The sequence below is a fragment of the Glaciecola sp. G7-5 genome (genome assembly GCF_055808975.1).
Map to the genome: position 1 here is coordinate 1,404,106 of NZ_CM147892.1, position 19,610 is coordinate 1,423,715.

General features: G+C 43.9%; 12 protein-coding genes and 1 pseudogene. 11 read left to right on the forward strand and 2 right to left on the reverse strand.

All coding sequences use genetic code 11. From position 1 onward, the window contains the following. Positions 1–41 precede the first annotated feature (41 nt). The 9 genes from gorA (at position 42) to msrA (ending at position 10,075) form a co-directional block, all read left to right on the forward strand. The gene (gene gorA, locus AC0L6H_RS06100; RefSeq protein WP_473393191.1) at positions 42–1,472 is read left to right on the forward strand and encodes a glutathione-disulfide reductase; all 1,431 of its coding nucleotides are present in this window, start codon (positions 42–44) and stop codon (positions 1,470–1,472) included. 57 nt (positions 1,473–1,529) lie between these two features. Then, the gene (locus tag AC0L6H_RS06105) at positions 1,530–2,108 is read left to right on the forward strand and encodes a DsbA family protein (RefSeq protein WP_473393192.1); all 579 of its coding nucleotides are present in this window, start codon (positions 1,530–1,532) and stop codon (positions 2,106–2,108) included. A gap of 467 nt (positions 2,109–2,575) precedes the next feature. Continuing rightward, positions 2,576–3,577 (forward strand): L-histidine N(alpha)-methyltransferase, encoded by a 1,002-nt coding sequence (locus AC0L6H_RS06110; protein ID WP_473393193.1) that lies wholly within the window; start codon positions 2,576–2,578, stop codon positions 3,575–3,577. Between the two features lie 79 nt (positions 3,578–3,656). Continuing rightward, positions 3,657–5,156 carry an FMN-binding glutamate synthase family protein gene (locus AC0L6H_RS06115; protein WP_473393194.1) on the forward strand — a complete coding sequence of 500 codons (1,500 nt, stop codon included), beginning with the start codon at positions 3,657–3,659 and terminating at the stop codon, positions 5,154–5,156. Between the two features lie 44 nt (positions 5,157–5,200). Then, positions 5,201–6,841 (forward strand): acetolactate synthase large subunit, encoded by a 1,641-nt coding sequence (locus AC0L6H_RS06120; RefSeq protein ID WP_063529314.1) that lies wholly within the window; start codon positions 5,201–5,203, stop codon positions 6,839–6,841. Further along, positions 6,838–8,235, forward strand: a complete 1,398-nt coding sequence (locus AC0L6H_RS06125; RefSeq protein ID WP_473393195.1) for an aldehyde dehydrogenase family protein — start codon at positions 6,838–6,840, stop codon at positions 8,233–8,235. The genes AC0L6H_RS06120 and AC0L6H_RS06125 overlap by 4 nt, the downstream gene beginning before the upstream one ends. Before the next feature lie 298 nt (positions 8,236–8,533). After that, positions 8,534–9,085 carry a cytochrome b gene (locus AC0L6H_RS06130; protein WP_473393196.1) on the forward strand — a complete coding sequence of 184 codons (552 nt, stop codon included), beginning with the start codon at positions 8,534–8,536 and terminating at the stop codon, positions 9,083–9,085. A 40-nt stretch (positions 9,086–9,125) separates the two neighbouring features. Next, the gene (gene msrB / locus AC0L6H_RS06135; RefSeq protein ID WP_473394473.1) at positions 9,126–9,575 is read left to right on the forward strand and encodes a peptide-methionine (R)-S-oxide reductase MsrB; all 450 of its coding nucleotides are present in this window, start codon (positions 9,126–9,128) and stop codon (positions 9,573–9,575) included. After that, a complete protein-coding gene (gene msrA, locus AC0L6H_RS06140; RefSeq protein ID WP_473393197.1) occupies positions 9,575–10,075 on the forward strand; it encodes a peptide-methionine (S)-S-oxide reductase MsrA in 501 nt (166 codons plus the stop codon). Before msrB ends, msrA begins: the two co-directional genes overlap by 1 nt. A gap of 52 nt (positions 10,076–10,127) precedes the next feature. Here the strand turns inward: msrA and AC0L6H_RS06145 are convergent, their stop codons facing one another. Continuing rightward, on the reverse strand, positions 10,128–13,121 hold the full coding sequence (locus AC0L6H_RS06145; RefSeq protein ID WP_473393141.1) for a Tn3-like element ISKox2 family transposase: 2,994 nt from the start codon (positions 13,119–13,121) through the stop codon (positions 10,128–10,130). A gap of 137 nt (positions 13,122–13,258) precedes the next feature. Here AC0L6H_RS06145 and AC0L6H_RS06150 point away from each other — a divergent pair. Both AC0L6H_RS06150 and AC0L6H_RS06155 read left to right on the forward strand, forming a co-directional pair. Beyond that, positions 13,259–14,368, forward strand: a pseudogene (locus tag AC0L6H_RS06150) (TonB-dependent receptor domain-containing protein); the annotation flags it as partial. Between the two features lie 65 nt (positions 14,369–14,433). Next, positions 14,434–18,090 carry a VCBS domain-containing protein gene (locus tag AC0L6H_RS06155; protein ID WP_473393199.1) on the forward strand — a complete coding sequence of 1,219 codons (3,657 nt, stop codon included), beginning with the start codon at positions 14,434–14,436 and terminating at the stop codon, positions 18,088–18,090. A gap of 563 nt (positions 18,091–18,653) precedes the next feature. Here AC0L6H_RS06155 and AC0L6H_RS06160 read toward each other — a convergent pair. After that, complete coding sequence (locus AC0L6H_RS06160; protein ID WP_473394474.1) at positions 18,654–19,592, reverse strand: DUF808 domain-containing protein; 939 nt, start codon at positions 19,590–19,592, stop codon at positions 18,654–18,656. Positions 19,593–19,610: the final 18 nt, after the last annotated feature.

Here is a 19,610-nt window from a genome sequence, read left to right on the forward strand (position 1 = left end):
GTGTTATGAAAAAATCAATAAACAAAAGAATGAGACAATAAATGAGTAACGAATTTGACTACGATTTATTTGTAATTGGTGCCGGTTCGGGTGGTGTGCGTGCCGCTCGTATGGCTGCAGCAACGGGTGCAAAAGTAGCCATAGCTGAAGAAAAATACTTAGGAGGCACCTGCGTGAACGTGGGTTGCGTTCCGAAAAAATTATTGGTTTTCGCCTCGCATTTTTCAGAAGATTTAGAGGATGCTAGCGGGTTTGGTTGGAATTTAGGTGAAAGCTCATTCAATTGGAGGAAGTTAATTGATAATAAAAACAAAGAGATTAAGCGCTTAAATGGCATTTATAAAAACCTGTTAGAAAATGCCGGTGTAGATATTATTTATGGTCGTGCGCGTTTAGCATCGGAAAATAGTGTAGAAGTTAATGGCGAAACCGTTACGGCAGAAAAAATTCTTGTTACCGTTGGTGCTACACCTAGTGTGCCTGAATTTCCGGGGTCAGAGCATGTGATCAGTTCTGACCAGGTTTTCTTTTTACCAGAATTACCGACTAAAATGGTTATTGTTGGTGGCGGTTATATTGCTGTTGAATTTGCCAGTATCATGAATGGCCTGGGTGTGGAGGTGCATTTAATCTATCGGGGTGAAAAACTTTTACGTAATTTTGACCAGCCGACAGCAAAATTCGTTGCGAATGAGATGCAAAAGAAGGGCGTGAATATTCATTATTCCACTAATATTACGGCTATTGAAAAACTAGAGAATGGTGAGCTGCAATGCTCTCTAGACAATGATGAGGTTTTCCTTGCTGATCAGGTGATGTATGCAACCGGGCGTAAATCATTAACGAATAATCTTGGTTTGCAAAACGTTGCGATCAAAACTCATGATAACGCGACCATTGTGACTGATGAGCGGTTTCAAACTTCTTTACCTTCAATTTTTGCCTTGGGTGATGTTATTGGTACGCCTGAGTTAACACCAGTGGCAACAGCTCAGGCCATGGTTTTTGTCGATCAACAATATGGCGCTAATAACAAAACAATTAACTATGATAATATCCCAACAGCGATTTTCTGCCAACCGAACATTGGAACGGTTGGATTGTCAGAAGAAGCTGCAAGGAAACAAGGCCTGTCAGTAGATGTTTATCAATCAGAATTTAAACATTTGAAACATACGCTTTCGGGTAATGAAGAACGCATCTTAATGCGCATGTTGGTTAACAAAGATAGTCAAAAAGTCATTGGTATGCACATGGTAGGGCCCGATGCCGGAGAAATTATTCAGGGTTTTGCTGTCGCAGTAAAAGCAGCGTTAACTAAAGAACAGTTCGATGTAACTATTGGTATTCATCCGACGGCTGCCGAAGAGTTTGTAACACTTAGAGATATTGAATATTCTTTTAGTATTTCTGTCAGCCCATTAGTTGATGCTTATGTTGGACGTGCACCAGTCGGCCACAGTGTCGGCTGATTGGCGCTATAAAATTTATTTACGTCGATCTAAATTATTGTAGAGGCCACAATTGTTATGACCATACCTATTCCCCATCGCCCAAGCGGTTTTCTTCTAGGAGACCCTGCTGCCCTAGTCACTATTGATGTATTTGTTGATATTCAATGCCCGCATTCACGTATGATTTGGCCAACTTTGCTTAATGTTTTAGAGCACTACAAGAGTAAACCTGTCAGCTTAAAAGTACATATGATTACACTGAGTAATCACCGGCAAGCCTGGGACATGAGTTTAGGTTTATTTGCCATGGCAGATGGTGATGCTAAAAAGTTTTATGACTTTGCCACTTTTATATACGAGCGTCAGGAGCAGTTTTACAATGCACCGTTTTTGCATAAAACGCATGACGATTTACGGCAACTAGTGGCTAACTTTTCCAAGGAGCATTCAGGTGTAGATCGCGCTAAATTTCTTAAAAGAATGAGCGATAGCGATATATACATTGATGCTCGCACCCCGATTAGGTACGCAGCAACAAAAGCAGTTTGGGCAACACCCACAGTATTTATCAATAACGCTGGTAAAGTGCCTGTTGATCACAAATCAATCTTAGCAGATTGGTTGAAGGTTATTGACCCTCTATTGCAAACATAACGACATAGGCCATTTTCATAGATGCAGAAATCAATATTTATATGTCTTTCGTATAAATAGAATGTCTTGATCTATTCGTTCTTCATCTCATCAATATCTGTGTCGATGTGTCGATGTGGTTGTGCTTATTGGGCTCGTACTGACTAAAAGCCTGTTGTCAGTTTCTTGTCAATCCACAATGTATGACTTGAAGTAGCATAATATTTGGACAGGTCACAGTCACCATAAGCTGTGTTTATGGTGCGACAACAAAACTCTATTTCTCCCCTTCGGAACATGTTGTTAGGATGAGTCATCCAGTCAAAAACGCCAGAAAGAAGATAAGAGAAAGATAGTAAACGGCGTTCTATCAAGTCTCACAGACGCGCTTCAATGCCTCTAGGTCATCGCCGTCACTTCTAATGAAACGATTATTAGAGCTAATAATGATGGATGTCTTTCGGCATACCCTTAACTAAGGAAATGTAGTGGAGATTACAATACTAACTAACCAAGGTTTGGCCGATGACAAGCTGCAGAAAGGGCAGTTTGCCATTGATGTGCTGACAGGTCTGTGTGCTACGCCGAAGAATCTCTCTGCAAAGTATTTCTATGACGATGTCGGCAGCGAGATTTTTCAAAACATCACTCAACACGATGATTATTATCCTACCCGCACAGAGTATAACATTCTTGATATGATCAAACGTGAACTGCCTGAAATGATTGAGGGGCAAGAGATCGATATCATTGAATTGGGGGCGGGCGATGGTCACAAAAGCCAGCTGATAATTGATGGGTTCTTGAGCGCTAACCGTAAAGTAAATTTTTACCCTATCGATATATCTGAGAAAGCAATGTTACTGTTGAGAGAGAATATTGTACCGCACAAAAACTTGAAGATTCACGGCATCGTCGCCGAGTACCACGAAGGCCTTCGTTTTGTAAGGCGGACATCAACTAACAAGCAGCTAGTGTTATTTCTAGGTTCAAATATTGGTAATTTCGATCGTGTTCAGAATCAGGGTTTCTTAAGAAAGTTGTGGATGAATCTGAATGCATCAGACCACGTGTTGCTGGGTTTTGATTTAAAGAAAGATGTGGGTGTATTGACTTCCGCTTATAACGACTCTGCCGGCCATACCAGGGACTTCAATCTCAATCTCTTAAGTCGGATTAATAAAGAGTTGGGCGGAAACTTTGATATTAACAAGTTCCAGCATTTCGGCGTTTACAGCCCGGTCCTGGGGGCAATGGAGAGCTACGTGCTGGCGACAGAAGAACAAGACGTTTATGTCTCTGCACTAGAACGTTCTTTCCATTTCGATGCTTTTGAGCCGATTCATCTGGAATACTCATTTAAGTTTCTTAAAAGTGACATTGATTTTCTGAGTCAAAAAACCGGCTTTGAAGTGGTTGCGCATTTTTCAGACCCTAAAGAGTACTTTATTGATTCGCTGTGGGAAGTCGTCCAAGGAAGCGATTCTTGAAATGAATCGTGCCATGTTTACCTGAGAGCATGGCAACAATACATTAAACAACATAACTAATAAGTAGGGGGATTGGTAAATGGCGGACTATATCAGCATTATTTTTTCTTTTTTGGCGACTTCATTTCTGGTGGTGGTTGGATTGCTAATACTAATGGCCATTGTGCTAGCTATTAGCGATATGGCCCAAACAAAAGATGCAATTCGAAAAAATTACCCGTTAATTGGCCGGTTCCGTGACTTATTTAGTACCTTGGGCGAGTTTTTCAGACAGTACTTCTTTGCGATGGATCGTGAAGAAATGCCTTTTAATCGGGCAGAGCGCGACTGGGTGTATGGTGCGGCAAAAGATACTGACAACACGATAGCCTTTGGTTCGACAAAAAATATCAATCCAACGGGCACGGTTATTTTCGTAAATTGTCCGTTTCCTACGCTGGAGGGCGACGCGACGCCTCCTCAACCTTTGCTTATTGGTGCGCGTTCTGCTAATCCCTACAAAGCACCTTCTTTTTTCAATATTTCTGGAATGAGTTTTGGTGCGCTGTCCGGGCCAGCTGTCACAGCGTTGGCGCGCGGAGCGAAACAGGCCAATTGTTGGATGAACACAGGGGAAGGCGGCTTATCACCATACCACGAGGCAGGTGGCTGCGATATTGTCTTTCAGATTGGAACTGCCAAGTACGGATTGCGCACACAAGATGGCGGTATTGATGACAATAAACTTAGGGCCCTGGCCGAAAAAGACCAAATCAAGATGTTCGAAATCAAGATGAGCCAAGGTGCGAAACCGGGTAAAGGTGGAATCTTGCCAGGTAACAAAGTTACCGAAGAAATTGCGTCTATTCGCGGTATCCCGGTTGGTGAAGACTCGATTTCACCGAATCGTCATCCGGAAATTGGCAATGTAGACCAGCTACTGGATTTTATCCAACGGGTCAAGAGCATTACCCAAAAACCTGTGGGCTTTAAAACGGTTATTGGCTCTTATGGTTGGCTAGAAACACTCGCGAAGCGGATAAAGGCGCGAGGCATGGAATATGCTCCAGACTTTATTACCGTAGACAGCGGTGATGGCGGTACTGGCGCAGCGCCTATGTCACTGATGGATAATGTCGGTTTGCCTGTTCGCGAAAGTTTGCCTTTAGTCTGCGATATCTTAGCCAAATACTCGTTACGCGAGGATATAAAGGTCATTGCTTCGGGCAAACTAATTACACCTTCTGATGTGGCATGGGCTTTGGCCTCTGGGGCTGATTTTGTGAATTCTGCACGCGGGTTTATGTTGTCGTTGGGATGCATACAGGCTCTCAAATGTAATAAAAATACCTGCCCAACAGGAATTACCACGCACGACAAGCACCTTCAAAAAGGGCTTAACCCTGCTGACAAGGCGGTGAAAGTTGCCAATTACCATCGAAATATGGTCCACGAAGTGGAGGTTATTGCTCATTCATGTGGCGTCAGCCGACCTCGTCAGTTGGAACGCTATCATGTCCGAATTGTGCAAAACAGTGGTAAATCCTGCCCAATGGATGATCTGTATCCTGAGGTCGAAGCATTAACTGAGTTTCAATAAATCAATTAAACCAATTCACAGCAGAAAAATTCAAAGGAGAATTTATGAAAGCCTCAGACCTCTTAGTCAAAGCATTGGAAAAAGAAGGTGTTAAACATATTTTCGCTGTCCCTGGAGAAGAGAATCTTGACGTACTGGAGTCTCTGCGGACATCGAGCATTGAACTGGTATTAACTCGTCATGAGCAGGGCGCTGGATTTATGGCTGCCACTTATGGCCGTTTAACGGGTAGAGCAGGGGTTTGTATGGCCACACTAGGCCCTGGCGCGACGAATTTTGCTACGCCTGCTGCGTATGCGCACTTAGGCGCCTTCCCCTTGATCATGATCACCGGGCAAAAGCCGATAAAAAAATCAAAGCAAGGGCAATTTCAGATCATAGACGTGGTGAAACTGTTTGAACCTATTTGTAAATTGAGCAAACAAATTGTTCACGGCAATACCATTCCTTCGCTGGTACGAGAAGCGTTTCGTCGCGCAGAAGAGGAACGCCCGGGCGCTATTTTACTCGAGCTACCGGAAGATATTGCGGCTGAAGAAACTGATACCTGTGTGCTAGAGCCTAGTGTACGTCACTATGCGGTGGCTGACGACGCGGTTCTGGACCAGGCTGTGTCTTTGATTAAGCAAGCGAAAATGCCACTGCTTTTACTGGGGGCCGGAGCGAATCGTCAGAGTGCCTGTGAGGCGCTGGTTAAATTCGCGGAGAGTACCGGCATTTACTGCTTCAATACGCAAATGGGTAAAGGGGTAATAGATGAGCGTTGCGAATATTTTTTGGGAACCGCAGCGCTATCCACCGGTGATTACCTGCACTGCGCGATTGAGCGTGCCGACCTGGTTATTAATATTGGTCATGATGTAGTTGAAAAACCGCCCTTTTTTATGACGCCGGAAGGGAAGACGGTGATTCATCTTAATTATCGTGCGGCACAGGTTGATGAGGTGTACTTCCCACAATTGGAAGTTGTAGGCGATATCGGCCGTTCGGTTAAGCGCCTCAGCCAAAAACTAGAGGGCTGGCGTTGTGCCGAAATGGATTACTTTAAACGTATCCGTCAGGAAATCGAAGCCCATGTGGCCGAAGAAAGCGAGAGTGATGCGTTCCCACTGATGCCGCAACGATTTGTGGCTGATACCCGTAAGGTCATGGGAGAGGAGGGCATTATTGCACTTGATAACGGTGTTTATAAAATTTGGTATGCCCGTAATTATAAAGCATATAAACCTAATACTGTGCTGTTGGATAATGCACTGGCAACAATGGGTGCTGGTCTACCTTCTGCTATGATGGCGGCCATGCTTAACCCGGAAAAAAGAGTATTATCCATCTGTGGTGATGGTGGTTTTATGATGAATTCTCAAGAGATAGAGACCGCATTACGCTTGAAACTAAATTTGGTTGTAATGATACTCAATGATAGCTCTTATGGCATGATCCGCTGGAAACAGCAAGATGCAGGCTTTAGTGATTGGGGCTTGGAGTTTAACAACCCCGATTTTGTGCGATATGCCGAATCATATGGTGCTAAAGCGCATCGTATAGAAAGTGCCGATTCATTCATTGGTACTTTTGATAAAGCCTTCAATGAAGGTGGTGTTCACCTTATAGACGTGCCAGTAGACTATTCAGAAAATCAACGGGTCCTTATTGATGAGCTTGCAGCCAAGGCGTGTCTATTATGAGCAAAATTACTGTCCTAAACCCTCTTAATCAAGAACCTATAGGTGAAGTAGAAAAGACTGAGTGGAGCGAGTTGGATGCCTATCTTCAGCAAGCTAGTGATTTGCACAAAGATAAGTCTCAGCATCTGGCAGCTCATGAACGTAGCGCTATTCTTATGCGTTGCGCAGAACTAATGCGCCAAGAAGCGGATGAACTAGCCTTATTGATTGCCAGTGAAGGTGGCAAACCGCTTAAAGATGCCAAGGTGGAGGTGACCCGTGCAATTGATGGAGTGGAGCTTTGCGTAAAAGAACTATTGCACCTTAGGGGTAATCAAATCCCAATGGATTTAACATCGGCGGGTTCAGGACGTATGGCTTTCACCTATAGGGAACCCATTGGTCCAGTCGTGGCAATCTCTGCTTTTAATCACCCACTCAACTTAATCGTGCATCAAGTCGCACCTGCAGTGGCAGTGGGTTGCCCAGTTATGATAAAACCAGCAAACGATACCCCGTTAAGTGCGCAGCGTTTTGTACAGTTACTGCATGAAGCAGGGCTTGACGAAAAGTGGTGTCGTTTTTTTGTGGCTGATCGTAAATATTCTGAGCGCCTAGTCAGTGATCCACGTACCGCTTTTTTCTCTTTTATAGGCTCAGCCAAAGTTGGGTGGTACCTGCGCAGTCAGCTAGCACCCGGTACGCGTTGTGCACTGGAGCATGGTGGCGCAGCTCCCGTCGTCGTGGATGAAACAGCAGATTTTAGTTCGATGATTCCTTTGCTGGCCAAAGGTGGTTTTTATCACTCAGGTCAAGTTTGCGTTTCGGTACAGCGAATTTATGCGCATAAGAGTATTGCAAAGCGGCTTGCCGTTCAGTTGGCTGAGCACGCGGAACAATTGGTAGTTGGTGATGCTCGCGATATTAATACCGACTGTGGACCACTGATTCGTCCAGCCGAATGCAAACGAGTCGAAGAATGGGTTGAAGAAGCCAAGGCTAACGGCGCAGACATTTTATGCGGCGGCAAAGCACTTTCTGAAACACTCTATGCACCCACAGTAATCTATAATCCTGATGACTCACTGAAGGTGTCGCAGCTTGAGATTTTTGGGCCGGTGGTTTGCGTGTATAGCTACGATAACATCGAAGAAGCGTTCGCCAGAGCCAACGATGTGCCGTATTCATTCCAGGCATCGGTATTTAGCGATAACCTCAATGTAGTCTTAAGAGCACAGCATGAGCTGGAAGCAGCAGCTGTTATGGTTAACGACCACACGGCCTTTCGTGTGGATTCGATGCCTTTTGCCGGGCGTAAGCAATCGGGCTACAACGTCGGGGGGATCGCCTACACCATGCACGACATGAGCGAAGAAAAAATGGTCGTGATTAAACTTCCTGGCGAACAGCACTAGAAACTGAGCTATCATCGTCTCTTGTATGGCATTGTGACTTTTTGAATCGTGACTCTGGGGTTTCGATCTGGAATGGATAAGGTAGTCGTAAGGAACAGTTATGTCGAATCATTCAGGTTCTATTTGGGGTGGTAGCGGAGGCAACGAAAATGTTGGAAAAAATTGGAGATAGTGTATGAAAGCCCATTTGTTAAAAATGACGCTACGACCTCTATTTATAGGTCAGTTGAATGATTTTTTCCTAATCTCTACCGTAATAGAAGTTTATTCATGAGCGGACTTTAGTCGAAATTACACCATGCTGAAATTTATTCACTGGATAATGGCCATCATTGTTTTTGCAATGCTTGGTTCAGGCCTTCTCATGACAAATATGAAGGATACCAACACGATTAAATGGCTTTTATACACTCACCATGAATCTCTTGGTGTCATCTTGTTCTTTCTGATTTTTGTAAGATTAGTCGTACGTTTTTCGGCACTATATTCAAGGCACTATAAAGCGTTACCACTCCCTCGAATGGTCATTGCCCGTACTACTCATACCATGTTGTATCTTGCAATAATTTGCTTATCTGTGAGTGGTTATTTTCAAGCAGCCCCCTATGGCGTGTATTTATTTGATATTCCGATACCGGTTGTCCGTGGAGAATTTTATGCTGCTGGCCTGGGTTTCTATTTTCATGTTGCGCTTGGAAAAATCATCATGTGCCTGATTCTGGTTCACATTGTTGGTTATTTGTACCACCGCTACGCCAGTGGCTTTAAGAGCCAGAAATCCTCTAATCATAAACATTTTACTATCGAGTCAGGCAAAGACCTTAACTGTCTTAGAGGTAGAAGCGAATAATCATTCAAACCATGAATCGTTAACTGAAAAAGAGGCAAATATGACTGTATATAAAAAATCTGCTGATGCGGTCACTGCATTAACGCAAGAACAATACCGAGTCACCCAGCAAAATGGTACAGAGAGACCAGGTACAGGGGAACTTCTTCATAACCATGAGCCAGGTATTTATGTCGATATCGTTTCGGGTGAGCCTTTATTTGCATCTTCTGACAAGTTTGAGTCTGGTTGTGGCTGGCCGAGTTTCACTAAACCGATTGAATCAACGCACATCAATGAGCTTACTGATGCTACCCACGGCATGGTTCGTACAGAGGTACGGTCAACACACGGAGATAGTCATCTTGGACATGTCTTTACTGATGGGCCAACTAATAGTGGTGGACTACGTTATTGCATAAATTCAGCGTCTCTACGTTTTGTTCATCGCGATGAAATGGAAACCGAAGGCTATGGTAGATATTTGGATCAAGTGGAGGAGACATCCTAATGGCAAATGAACAAGCAGTTTTAGCTGGAGGTTGTTTTTGGGGGATGCAAGAGCTCATCCGTAAGCTCCCGGGAGTCAGATCGACGCGCGTCGGGTATACGGGTGGGGATGTACCAAATGCCACCTATAGAAACCACGGCAGTCATGCAGAAGGGATTGAGATCATATTCGATAACGAGACTATCAGTTTTCGGAAACTTCTAGAGTTTTTCTTTCAAATTCACGACCCATCAACAAGCGATAGGCAAGGTAATGATCGAGGTTCATCCTACCGTTCAGCTATCTATTATGCTTCTGATGAGCAGCGCCAAGAGGCCTTGAGGACTATTGATGACGTTAATGCCTCTGGTCTATGGCCAGGGCTGGTGGTGACAGAGCTAGAGCCTGTTGGTGATTTTTGGCAAGCCGAGCCTGAGCACCAAGATTATCTTGAAAGGATTCCAAACGGTTATACCTGCCATTTCGGGGTTCTAGGGATTTTCCCCTCTAAAGTAACATAAATCGCCACAACCCTCGCAGTTAATGGCTTGTGGAGCTGGGTTACCTTTCATTTTAGACTTCATTTTCAACAATAGGCCTAGTTATTTCCTGTAAATCAGGTAGTTTGCGGTTACTAGCGAACTGATAAGTGCCGCTCAGATTAATGTTCTGCCATGCAACGGGTGATACTTGTCGAGTTATTGCTGCTTTTTCCTCGTCACCAACTTCTTCAAAGTGCAGTAATAGATGACTTAGGATCATCGAGTTAAAGTAGATAATAGCATTTGCCGTCAAACGGGCACACTCGTTCCAGACGACTATTTCTGATTCGTTTTTTCCACGGAACTGGTCACGATTGACCGATGCAATAGCTCGCCTGAGGAAATGCCAGGCTTCGCCTCGGTTCAGTGCTCGTTGAACATATTGGCGCAGACTTGCATCATCAATATAATCAAGTAAATATTGGGCTTTGATGAGCCTATTATATTCCGTTAATGCTTGTAATATAGGGTGTCTAGATGGATAACCAGATAATTTGCGTACTAGCAATGCCTGTGTTGTGCGTTTTTCTTGAAGGGATAACACAATACGCTGAATATCCTGCCAGCCTTCTTCAATCACATTCATTTTTATCGGCTTTTTCAGCGCCAGATGCGTGTTTCCGTCGTCGCTTTCAGTTACGTTAAATAGGTCATTGATCACACTGGTGAACTGAGCATACCTAGGCGCAAAACTATAACCGCATAAATCCAATAAGGCATAATTAACATGATTAACATGATTAACACCATGGGTGTCGGTTGAGAGGACATCTGGCTTAAGATCACTAGTATTAGATTGTAGTAAGTCGTAAATATAATGGGACTCATGCTCATTAGATCCTATGATACGGGCATTTAACGCACTATGATTGGCAACTAACGTCATGGCCGTAATACCTTTGTTGGTGCCGAAGTATTTCGAGGAGTAGCGAGTTTTAAAAGTCTCAAGGTGAGTTTCAAATTTTTGCCCATCGGTACTGGCGTGCAGGACGTCTTCTTGGATGTGATAGTGGCGGAAAATAGGGAGTGCCGCTACTGCGTTATTGATGATATCACTAGCCTCTTGCAAGGTTTCAGGCCTAATATAATTAGCTTGTATAGTGCTTAGATGCTCATAACTGCGATCAGATATTTGTGCCATCCCATATACGCCGCGATGTGTCGCATTCGCAATTAGAATAGCCAATAAATCATCCTGATTGGCGCCTACTTGTTTTTGTATTGGCAGCACGTGTGCGAAGCATTGCATAAAGTTGGTTTCTTGTTCAACATAACGCAACACATCAGCAATACTGACGGGGATCATTTGTTTAAAGAAAGGGTTGTTGACAAGTGATTGGGAGCCTTTAACTGGCAGTCGCCATCGTGTGCCACTTCGGCTCTTCATGATCACATTGCGGTTATCACCATTATCAATGTGACGAGCAACATCTTCTAGGGATGTTGTTAAGCGTATTTGTTTTACTTGCAGTAGCTTCTGAATCGGCTGCTTTAGCTTTTCCAATGTTGATGATGCCAATAGATCAGGCTGTATTGACGATGCAATTAAGTCGTCTTCTAGCGCACGATATTTAGTGACGTTTGATAAGTAAATTCGACCATTAAGCCGAGAAGCCAGTTGACGGTAAAGCAACCATTCGTATCGCTGTGGATGAACAACATCCTTGTTAATTAACCATGGACGATGTTTTTGTTGGATAAGTGTACTATCCATTGTTTGCAATGTATTACCTGCTAATAGTTCTGTTTTTGTGGTTTTGAGCTGGGTCACTAATGCTTCTGAGCCTTTACCTGCTTGGCATTCAAGACATAGAAACACGGGCCTTAATAACTGCTCAATTAACCCGTTTTGATCATCATAATATTGCCATTGATATTCTTCTACCGTGCGTTTTTGCTTTTTTAAGTACAGGCATAGCGTTTCTATATCTTGGTTATTCATTACACTTAATGCTTGTTGCCTAACCGTTGCAAATGGTTGATTATCGTCGATACTGTCATCAACAAACAGATGCAGTAATTCTGCGGCTTTGGTGACATTGTCTGCAGCTGACCTCCATGAGTCAAACACTGCCTGTTGGGCAAACGCATGCGCAGCTTCTTGTTGTTTACGGATATGATGAATAAACCCATCAGCCAATCGCTCTAGGCTTTGCCGTATGCGTTGAGTCAGAAAACACAGCAACCATAGGTGTTGCTGTGGACGCTTAAAGCGTTTTAGTTTACTGCCATAATAATCCACCATTTCACCGAAGTGTTGTTGGTTTTTAGACGATAAGGCTAAGCCCTTAACAGCATTATCAATCTGTCTTGTATAAGGCTGTAACTGATGATACACCGTCAGTTCTTTTTTTAGCTCTGTCACCATAACGCTTTTTGCACCGGCTCGAAGCTGGCTTAAGGAGAGCCCATCTTTGTCATCGATAATAGTATTTAGAAATCCGTGTAGTTCAGATGAAACATGAATACGAAGCTTATTATTTAACGCCTTCTTGACCTGTTGGATAACACGACTGATAAGCTTTTGTAAGACAGTATATTTAGGGATGGCAATTCTATGCGTTGCTAGATATTCAGCGGCTGCATCGAATAGATAACGAGGCTCAAGCCAAGCTTTGCCGACCATAACAAGATGTTCGTACAGCGGCGCAAAGTGCAGACTTTCGTCCCATTTCTGATAGTTTAATAACCTCAGTATTCTTTGATATATACGGTCTCGCTGCATCTTATTAATGCTGAAAGGCCTGATCCCTTTGCCTCCTTGAACTTGCGTTGAAATAAACTGCATATCGTCAAAGATGAGGTTAAAGCTAGGTGAAAGAATCACAGGCTTAGACTTAAAATACCCTAATAACGCAATGAAATAGCATCGGTGGTTCCTTAGGCGAATACTTTTCAACTCTGTTAACTCGATCTCGTTTGGCGTAAAATACAATCGTTGTTGTTCAAGTGATAATAGCGGCGGAGAATATAGATCAAGCTGCTCAGCTTTGGTAAGAATTGATAGTTCGTTTTTTATAGCCATAGGAATTAAATTAAGTTTAAGGGGTTGTTAACCTCATAATTTGCCATACTTTGGAGAAGTAACCCACCTTTGTATGCCTTTAAATATGGTGAGTATGGCGATTTATGTTACTTTAGAGGGGAAAATCCCTAGAACCCCAAGAAACTACTTCAGCTTATGTAATGGCAAACTACGATACTGAAATGTTTGGGAAGTTTATTCGCGGTAACTTTGGTGTTCGTGTTGTAAATACAGAAGTGACTTCACTTGGCTTTAGACAAGCCTTTGACGTTCTGACGAATGAACTCGGGGTAGTAAGTTTAGAGCCAACCGGCACAGTTGAGCAAATTGTTGGTGGCGGTGATTACACCGAAGTATTACCAAGTTTCAACTTAGTTGTAGATTACAACGACGATATCTTATTAAGAGCAGGTATTTATCGCGGTATGTCTCGCGCAGACCCGTCGGATTTAGGTTACAGTCGTAGATTTGATACTGATGATGATAGTGCGCCTCTTTCTGTAAATGACCTATTAGTAGGGGCTGTCGGTGCGGGTAATCCCAATACTCAACCGTTAATGTCTTGGAACTATGATGTGTCGTTTGAATGGTACCCTAACGACGATTCTATTGTTGCAGTTGGCTTGTATTACAAGCAGTTTAACGGCGGCTTCCAACAGCAAACTGTATTAGAAAACTTTACTGTTGACGGTGTTGATGTAACGCTACCAATAACAAACTCAGTAACCACTGATGAATCGAGCGACCTTTACGGTTTAGAAGCCTCATTCTCATATCGTTGGGATAACGGAATTGGCTTCAAATTTGGCTATAACTACGCTGACACTGACTTTGAGTTTGAAGACAGTTTATACGGTGACACCTTTATTACTGATATAAACGGTGTTACTACGCAACTTACAGAAGGTATCGTAGACCCTGCTGCCGTGCCAGGATTCTCTGAGCATGTATTTAACGGACAGTTGTACTATCAGAACGGCGGTTTTGATACTGCACTTATCTACAAGTTCCGTAGCGACTATTTCCAACCATACACAAGTAACGGTACGCGCTTACGTTATGTTGATGAAGTAGGCGTTTGGGAAGCACGTGCTTCTTACAAAATAAATAAAAATATTCGCGTTAAAGTTGAAGCAATTAACTTGTTCAGCGAACCAAAATCTACAGACTTCTATGCTCAAGGTAACCGCGGTGAAGTAAACGACTACGGTCCTCGTGTGTTCGCAGGTATCAGCGTTAAGTACTAGGCTTGCCTAGTACTTTGTTAGAACAATGAACAATATTAGAAGTAAAACTTTCAGGAGTAGAAAGCATGTTTAAAAAATCTCTTATACCCTTTATTGTCGCCACGGCCCTAGTGGGTTGCGGTGGCGGTGATGATACCGCTGAACTAGGTAGTAATACTCGCGGCAACATTGAAATTGTTGGTAACGATTTTGTGGCCGGCGCCACGCTCTCAGTAAACGTTAGTGATGCTGACGGCATTATCGCTGATACCCTTACTATCGTTTGGTCAAACGGCTCAACTGGTAACACATATACTATCACCGAAGCAGATGAAGGAACTGAAATTTCGGTTTCTGCTAATTATAGTGATGAAGCTGGCTTTACCGAAGGACTTGGCGCTAGTACACCCGTTATCATGCCAACTCTAGACGTTTTTGCTAGCGTTGTGAAAGGCCCTGTTGACGGCGCGAGCTGCGAAATATTTGAAGTAAGCGATAGCGGAAGCGCAATTACCCCAGCACAAGCAACAGCAACCAGTGACGCTTTTGGTGGTGTTACCTTTAGTGGCGTTAATTTTGAGGGCGCTGGCTTAGTTAGCTGTGTCGGTGGTACCTATACCGATGAGTCTACGGGTACTACATTAGATGCTCCACAATTAAGAGCGGTTGTTAATGTAATAGAAGCGACAACAGAAAACCCTGCGCCAATGTACGTCGTGTCTCCTTTGACTGAATTAGCAGTACAAGCAGCTTCTGCCGATTTAAATGGCTTTGCTGACGCAGCATCGTCCATCAATGAGCGTTTTGGTATTCGTTTTGATACTACGCAAGTCCTTCCAACAGCTGTTGGTGTTGTGCCTTTAGGTGCAGATGATGCCGCTGATGCAGACCGCTACGGCTCAGTTCTCGCGCTTATATCGCAGCTAGATGCCGACGCAACCGATAAAGATATTGCGGCGGTGTTGGCTGACCTTGCCGCTGATTTCGCAGATGATAGTTTGTCAGATGCAACATTAGATGCCTTTGAGACTGCGCAAACCAATCTACAAACTACCTCAGAAGTAGCGGGTGATGTAGACATTGATTTATTAAACGTAATTGGTTCCGCAGTTGGCTATAACAACGACCCAGTCCAAGCAATCATTGAAGGTAGTTTGGGTGGTACAGTTCAAAATACGTCAGTTGCACCATTAACGGGTATGGTCATTGTTACCGATCCAAACTTTGAAGAAGACAGAGTAGTCGCACAAACAGACGTTGTACTCGACTATGGTACGTTTTCTATCAGTGCTGACGGTAGTTGGTCTTATACCGTTGATGTTGCAAATGATACAGTAGCCAATCTTGAAGTAGGTAATTCTGTTAATGATTCAGTGACTATTGAGTCTATTGACGGTACCACGGCTGATATGAGCTTTAGAGTTGCAGCACTAACGCAAGTCGTTAAGATTACCGATATTGGCAATGATACTGGTGAAATTAGATTTAGCGTGAATGATCTTCGCCAAGGTAAGCTAAGTGCATCCTTCTTAAAAGAAGTCGCGCTCGGTAGTGATGGCAACAATAAAGATGCTTACATCACGCTTTATGGTTCATCAGGCAGTAGCGCAGAATCGCTCATTGATGTCCGTATCCAAGGTGAGCAAACTGATAACTTAGGCAACGTAATAGCGCCTCGCTTCCTTGTTCGAAACACTGAAAACGACGCTTATCCTGGAAGTATGGTTACCGCTCCATTCGTTGAAGATCAATTTTACACGATAGAGATTCAGTGGGATTTAGATGCAACCAACCAAATAACTTTAACTATCAATGGTGAAGTTATTACTGGCGGAGCGTTCTCAACTGCAGCGGTTGTTGATTCTGACTTTACCGACCTAGATCAGTGGTTTGCTGAAGGTATTAAAGCTATTCAATTCCGTTTTGGCGATAATGATAGAACCATCCCATTTGGTGCATACTATGTTGATGACATCGAAGTATTCTCTGATACTGCAGGCACCACTAGTGTCTTTGCAGATGACTTTGAAAGCTATGATGTTGGTGACAGCCTAGACGGCTCAGATAGTCCTTATAGCTTAGCTATTTATTCTGAAGTAACGGTATTTGATGTTGGTGACGGCACTGTAGAGCCAACACCAGCAGTATTCTTTGATTTGAGCGCTGCTCTACCTAGCGATTCTACTGCGCCAATAACGGGTACAGCGAGCGTTATTGACCCAGATGCTGGCGAAGATTCCTTTATGCCTGCAACTACGGTCAGCACCTACGGTACTTTCTCAATATTAGACGACGGTAACTGGACTTATACGCTTGATACGACAAATGCTGTTATTGCAGCGCTTGTGAGCGGTGAACGCGAAACTGATACCATTACGGTCGAGTCAGCCGATGGCACGACAGACGACTTCGTAATCACGATTACTGGTGTTGGTGGTAATGTTGGTGGACCAAACAAAGTCGCGGTCATTAGAGATACTGACAGCGGAGATACAGGGGAACTTCGTTACGCACTTGGCGCTGATGGCCCACTTGCCCAGGGTAGAGTAGAAGCTAAGGTTAAACGTCTTGATGACACCTTAGGTGATGCTGATGCTTTCATTACATTGTTTAACGAAAATACAAACAACTCTGGTGCAATAATTGACCTTCGTATTAAAGATGATAGCTTTAGTTTACGTAGCCCTAGTGATGTTGACACTTCTGCAGCAACAGTCTTGTTAGACCAATTCATGAATGTAGTCATTACTTGGGAATACCCTGGTGGCGACACTAATGTGAATCCACTAGTGACTGTTGAAATTGACGGAGTACGCTTTACTGCTGCTGGATTCACTCCTGATAACAGTTCTACTGGAGGTGTTACTCACGTAGCCTTCAGATTTGGTGATAATAGCCGTGTAGTAGACGTAACAGGTACGTTTACAGTTGATGACTTGGTTATATATTCAGATACAGCGGGTACAAGCTCAGTATTTACAGATGACTTTGAATCATATGCAGATGGCGATTCACTAGATACCGACAACTCGGCATCTCCGTACCATTCTAATACATCAGAAGCAGTCGTTGAGGCTAGCGGCGATGTAGGTGGCCCAGGAACTGATGGCAATAAAATAGCGGAAATTCGTGACACTAGTGATAGTGATACCGGTGAACTACGCTATGCAATAGGCGATACTGTTGGTCCATTAGCACAAGGACGATTTGAAGTGGCGATTAAACGCTTAGATGATGACCTTGGAAATGGCGATGCGTTTATTACCTTGTTCAACTCGGCTACGAATAATGATGGTGCACTTCTAGACCTTCGTATTAAAGACGATAGTTTTGGCGTACGTAGCCCGGGCGATGTAGATGTTTCTGCTGGAACCGTGGTACTAGACCAGTACATGAATATTGTTATTACATGGGAATATCCAGGTGGCGAAACCACAGTTAACCCACTAATCACAGTAACGGTTGATGGTGTACCTCTTACTACTGCAGGATTTACGCCTGACAACAACTCTTTCGGCGGGCTTACCCACGTAGCCGTTAGATTTGGTGACAACGGCGGAGTGAGAGAAGCAACAGGTGTTGTATCAGTAGATAACTTTGCTATTTTCTCTGATACAGCTGGAACAACGTTAGTGTTCTCTGATGACTTTGAGTCTTATGTTGATGGCGATTCGCTTGATGACGACAACTCAGTCTCACCTTACAATTCATCAACTTCTGAAGCTGTAGTTGCTGTTGAATAAAAATAAGCCCCGAGCGCACACACGCTGCGCTCAAGCTTAAGTTAAGGCAAAATACAAAGCCCCGACAATCTTCAAGATTGCCGGGGCTTTTTTTATCCCTGTGTCTCGCACGTGCACGCTCTGTCATACTTGCGAAGGCAAGTACCAAAACCCTCCCGTTACATTTGCGAAGGGAATTACCACCTCCCGCCCGTTATATTTGCGAAGGGAATTACCACCCCCGCCCGTCATACTTGCGAAGGCAAGTACCTCCCCCGCCCGTCATACTTGCGAAGGCAAGTACCTCCTAAAAGCATCCTCTATTTATGCGATAAAAGAGGTAGTATCAAGCAGATTCCTGCCTTCGCAGGAAAGACGGGGGGCGAGCAGGAAAGACGGGGGGCGAGCAGGAAAGACGGGGGGCGAGCAGGAAAGACACGGGGTCGAGCAGGAAAGACGGGGGCGAGCAGGAAAGACGGGGGCGAGCAGGAAAGGCGCGGGGTCGAGCAGGAAAGACGCGGGGCCGAGCAGGAAAGACGCGGGGTCGCGCAAGAATAAAAGGGGTAGTGACAACTCTATGTGCGTCAGGCTCGGATTTTCTTTATGCCAATAAAGCCCAAAAATACAACGAAGCCCGCAGCGATACCAATAGCCCCATTTAAAGCAATGCCGGCAAGTGAGCCTGCAATAGTGCCAAAGGTAGGCCAGACAGAAACCACATCGATAGACTGCTCTACAAAGTGATGCAAGAAAGGAATACCATGAGCAATGATGCCACCCCCAACTAAAAACATCGCGGCGGTGCCGACGACAGAAAGTGTTTTCATCAAAATGGGCGCAAAACGCAGTAAAGCTTTACCTGTTAATCCTTGAACGCTATTGAAGTTACCCTTTTCAGATTTGCGCAGTAAGTACAAACCTAAATCATCAATTTTTACGATCATAGCCACAAAACCATATACGCCCACGGTAAATAAAATGCTGAGTAAGGATAAAATCGTTATTTGTGTGGTAAATGTTTCTGCTTGCACAGTCCCCAAAATAATCACAATTATTTCTGCACTTAAAACGAAGTCGGTGCGAATAGCGCCTTTAATTTTATCTTTTTCAATGTCGGCTAAATTAATAGATGGATCAGCTAAGGCCTTTAATTTCTCGCGATGAGCAACTTCTTCTTCATGCTTATTGCTTGTGAATTTATGCATGAGCTTTTCAACACCTTCAAAGCACAAATACAAGCCACCAATAATAAGCAAGTACATGATTAACCATGGTGCAAAATAGCTAATGGTTAACGCACTTGGCACCAAGATGAGTTTATTGAGAAAGGACCCTTTTGCAACCGCCCACACAACGGGTAACTCGCGGTCGGCCTTTACGCCTGAAACCTGCTCCGCATTTAGGGCTAAATCGTCTCCTAGGACGCCAGCGGTTTTCTTTGCGGCGACTTTGGAAAGCACCGCAACATCGTCTAAAACTGTCGCGATATCGTCTAGTAACGTGAGTAAATTTGCAGCAGCTATAAGATCTCTCCTTGAATG

Excerpts from the sequence above, each read along its gene's own strand:
- gorA (WP_473393191.1), top strand. The coding sequence starts at position 42 with ATGAGTAACGAATTTGACTACGATTTATTTGTAATTGGTGCCGGTTCG.
- AC0L6H_RS06105 (WP_473393192.1), top strand. The coding sequence starts at position 1,530 with ATGACCATACCTATTCCCCATCGCCCAAGCGGTTTTCTTCTAGGAGAC.
- AC0L6H_RS06115 (WP_473393194.1), top strand. The coding sequence starts at position 3,657 with ATGGCGGACTATATCAGCATTATTTTTTCTTTTTTGGCGACTTCATTT.
- AC0L6H_RS06120 (WP_063529314.1), top strand. The coding sequence starts at position 5,201 with ATGAAAGCCTCAGACCTCTTAGTCAAAGCATTGGAAAAAGAAGGTGTT.
- AC0L6H_RS06125 (WP_473393195.1), top strand. The coding sequence starts at position 6,838 with ATGAGCAAAATTACTGTCCTAAACCCTCTTAATCAAGAACCTATAGGT.
- AC0L6H_RS06130 (WP_473393196.1), top strand. The coding sequence starts at position 8,534 with ATGCTGAAATTTATTCACTGGATAATGGCCATCATTGTTTTTGCAATG.
- msrB (WP_473394473.1), top strand. The coding sequence starts at position 9,126 with ATGACTGTATATAAAAAATCTGCTGATGCGGTCACTGCATTAACGCAA.
- msrA (WP_473393197.1), top strand. The coding sequence starts at position 9,575 with ATGGCAAATGAACAAGCAGTTTTAGCTGGAGGTTGTTTTTGGGGGATG.
- AC0L6H_RS06145 (WP_473393141.1), bottom strand. The coding sequence starts at position 13,121 with ATGGCTATAAAAAACGAACTATCAATTCTTACCAAAGCTGAGCAGCTT.
- AC0L6H_RS06155 (WP_473393199.1), top strand. The coding sequence starts at position 14,434 with ATGTTTAAAAAATCTCTTATACCCTTTATTGTCGCCACGGCCCTAGTG.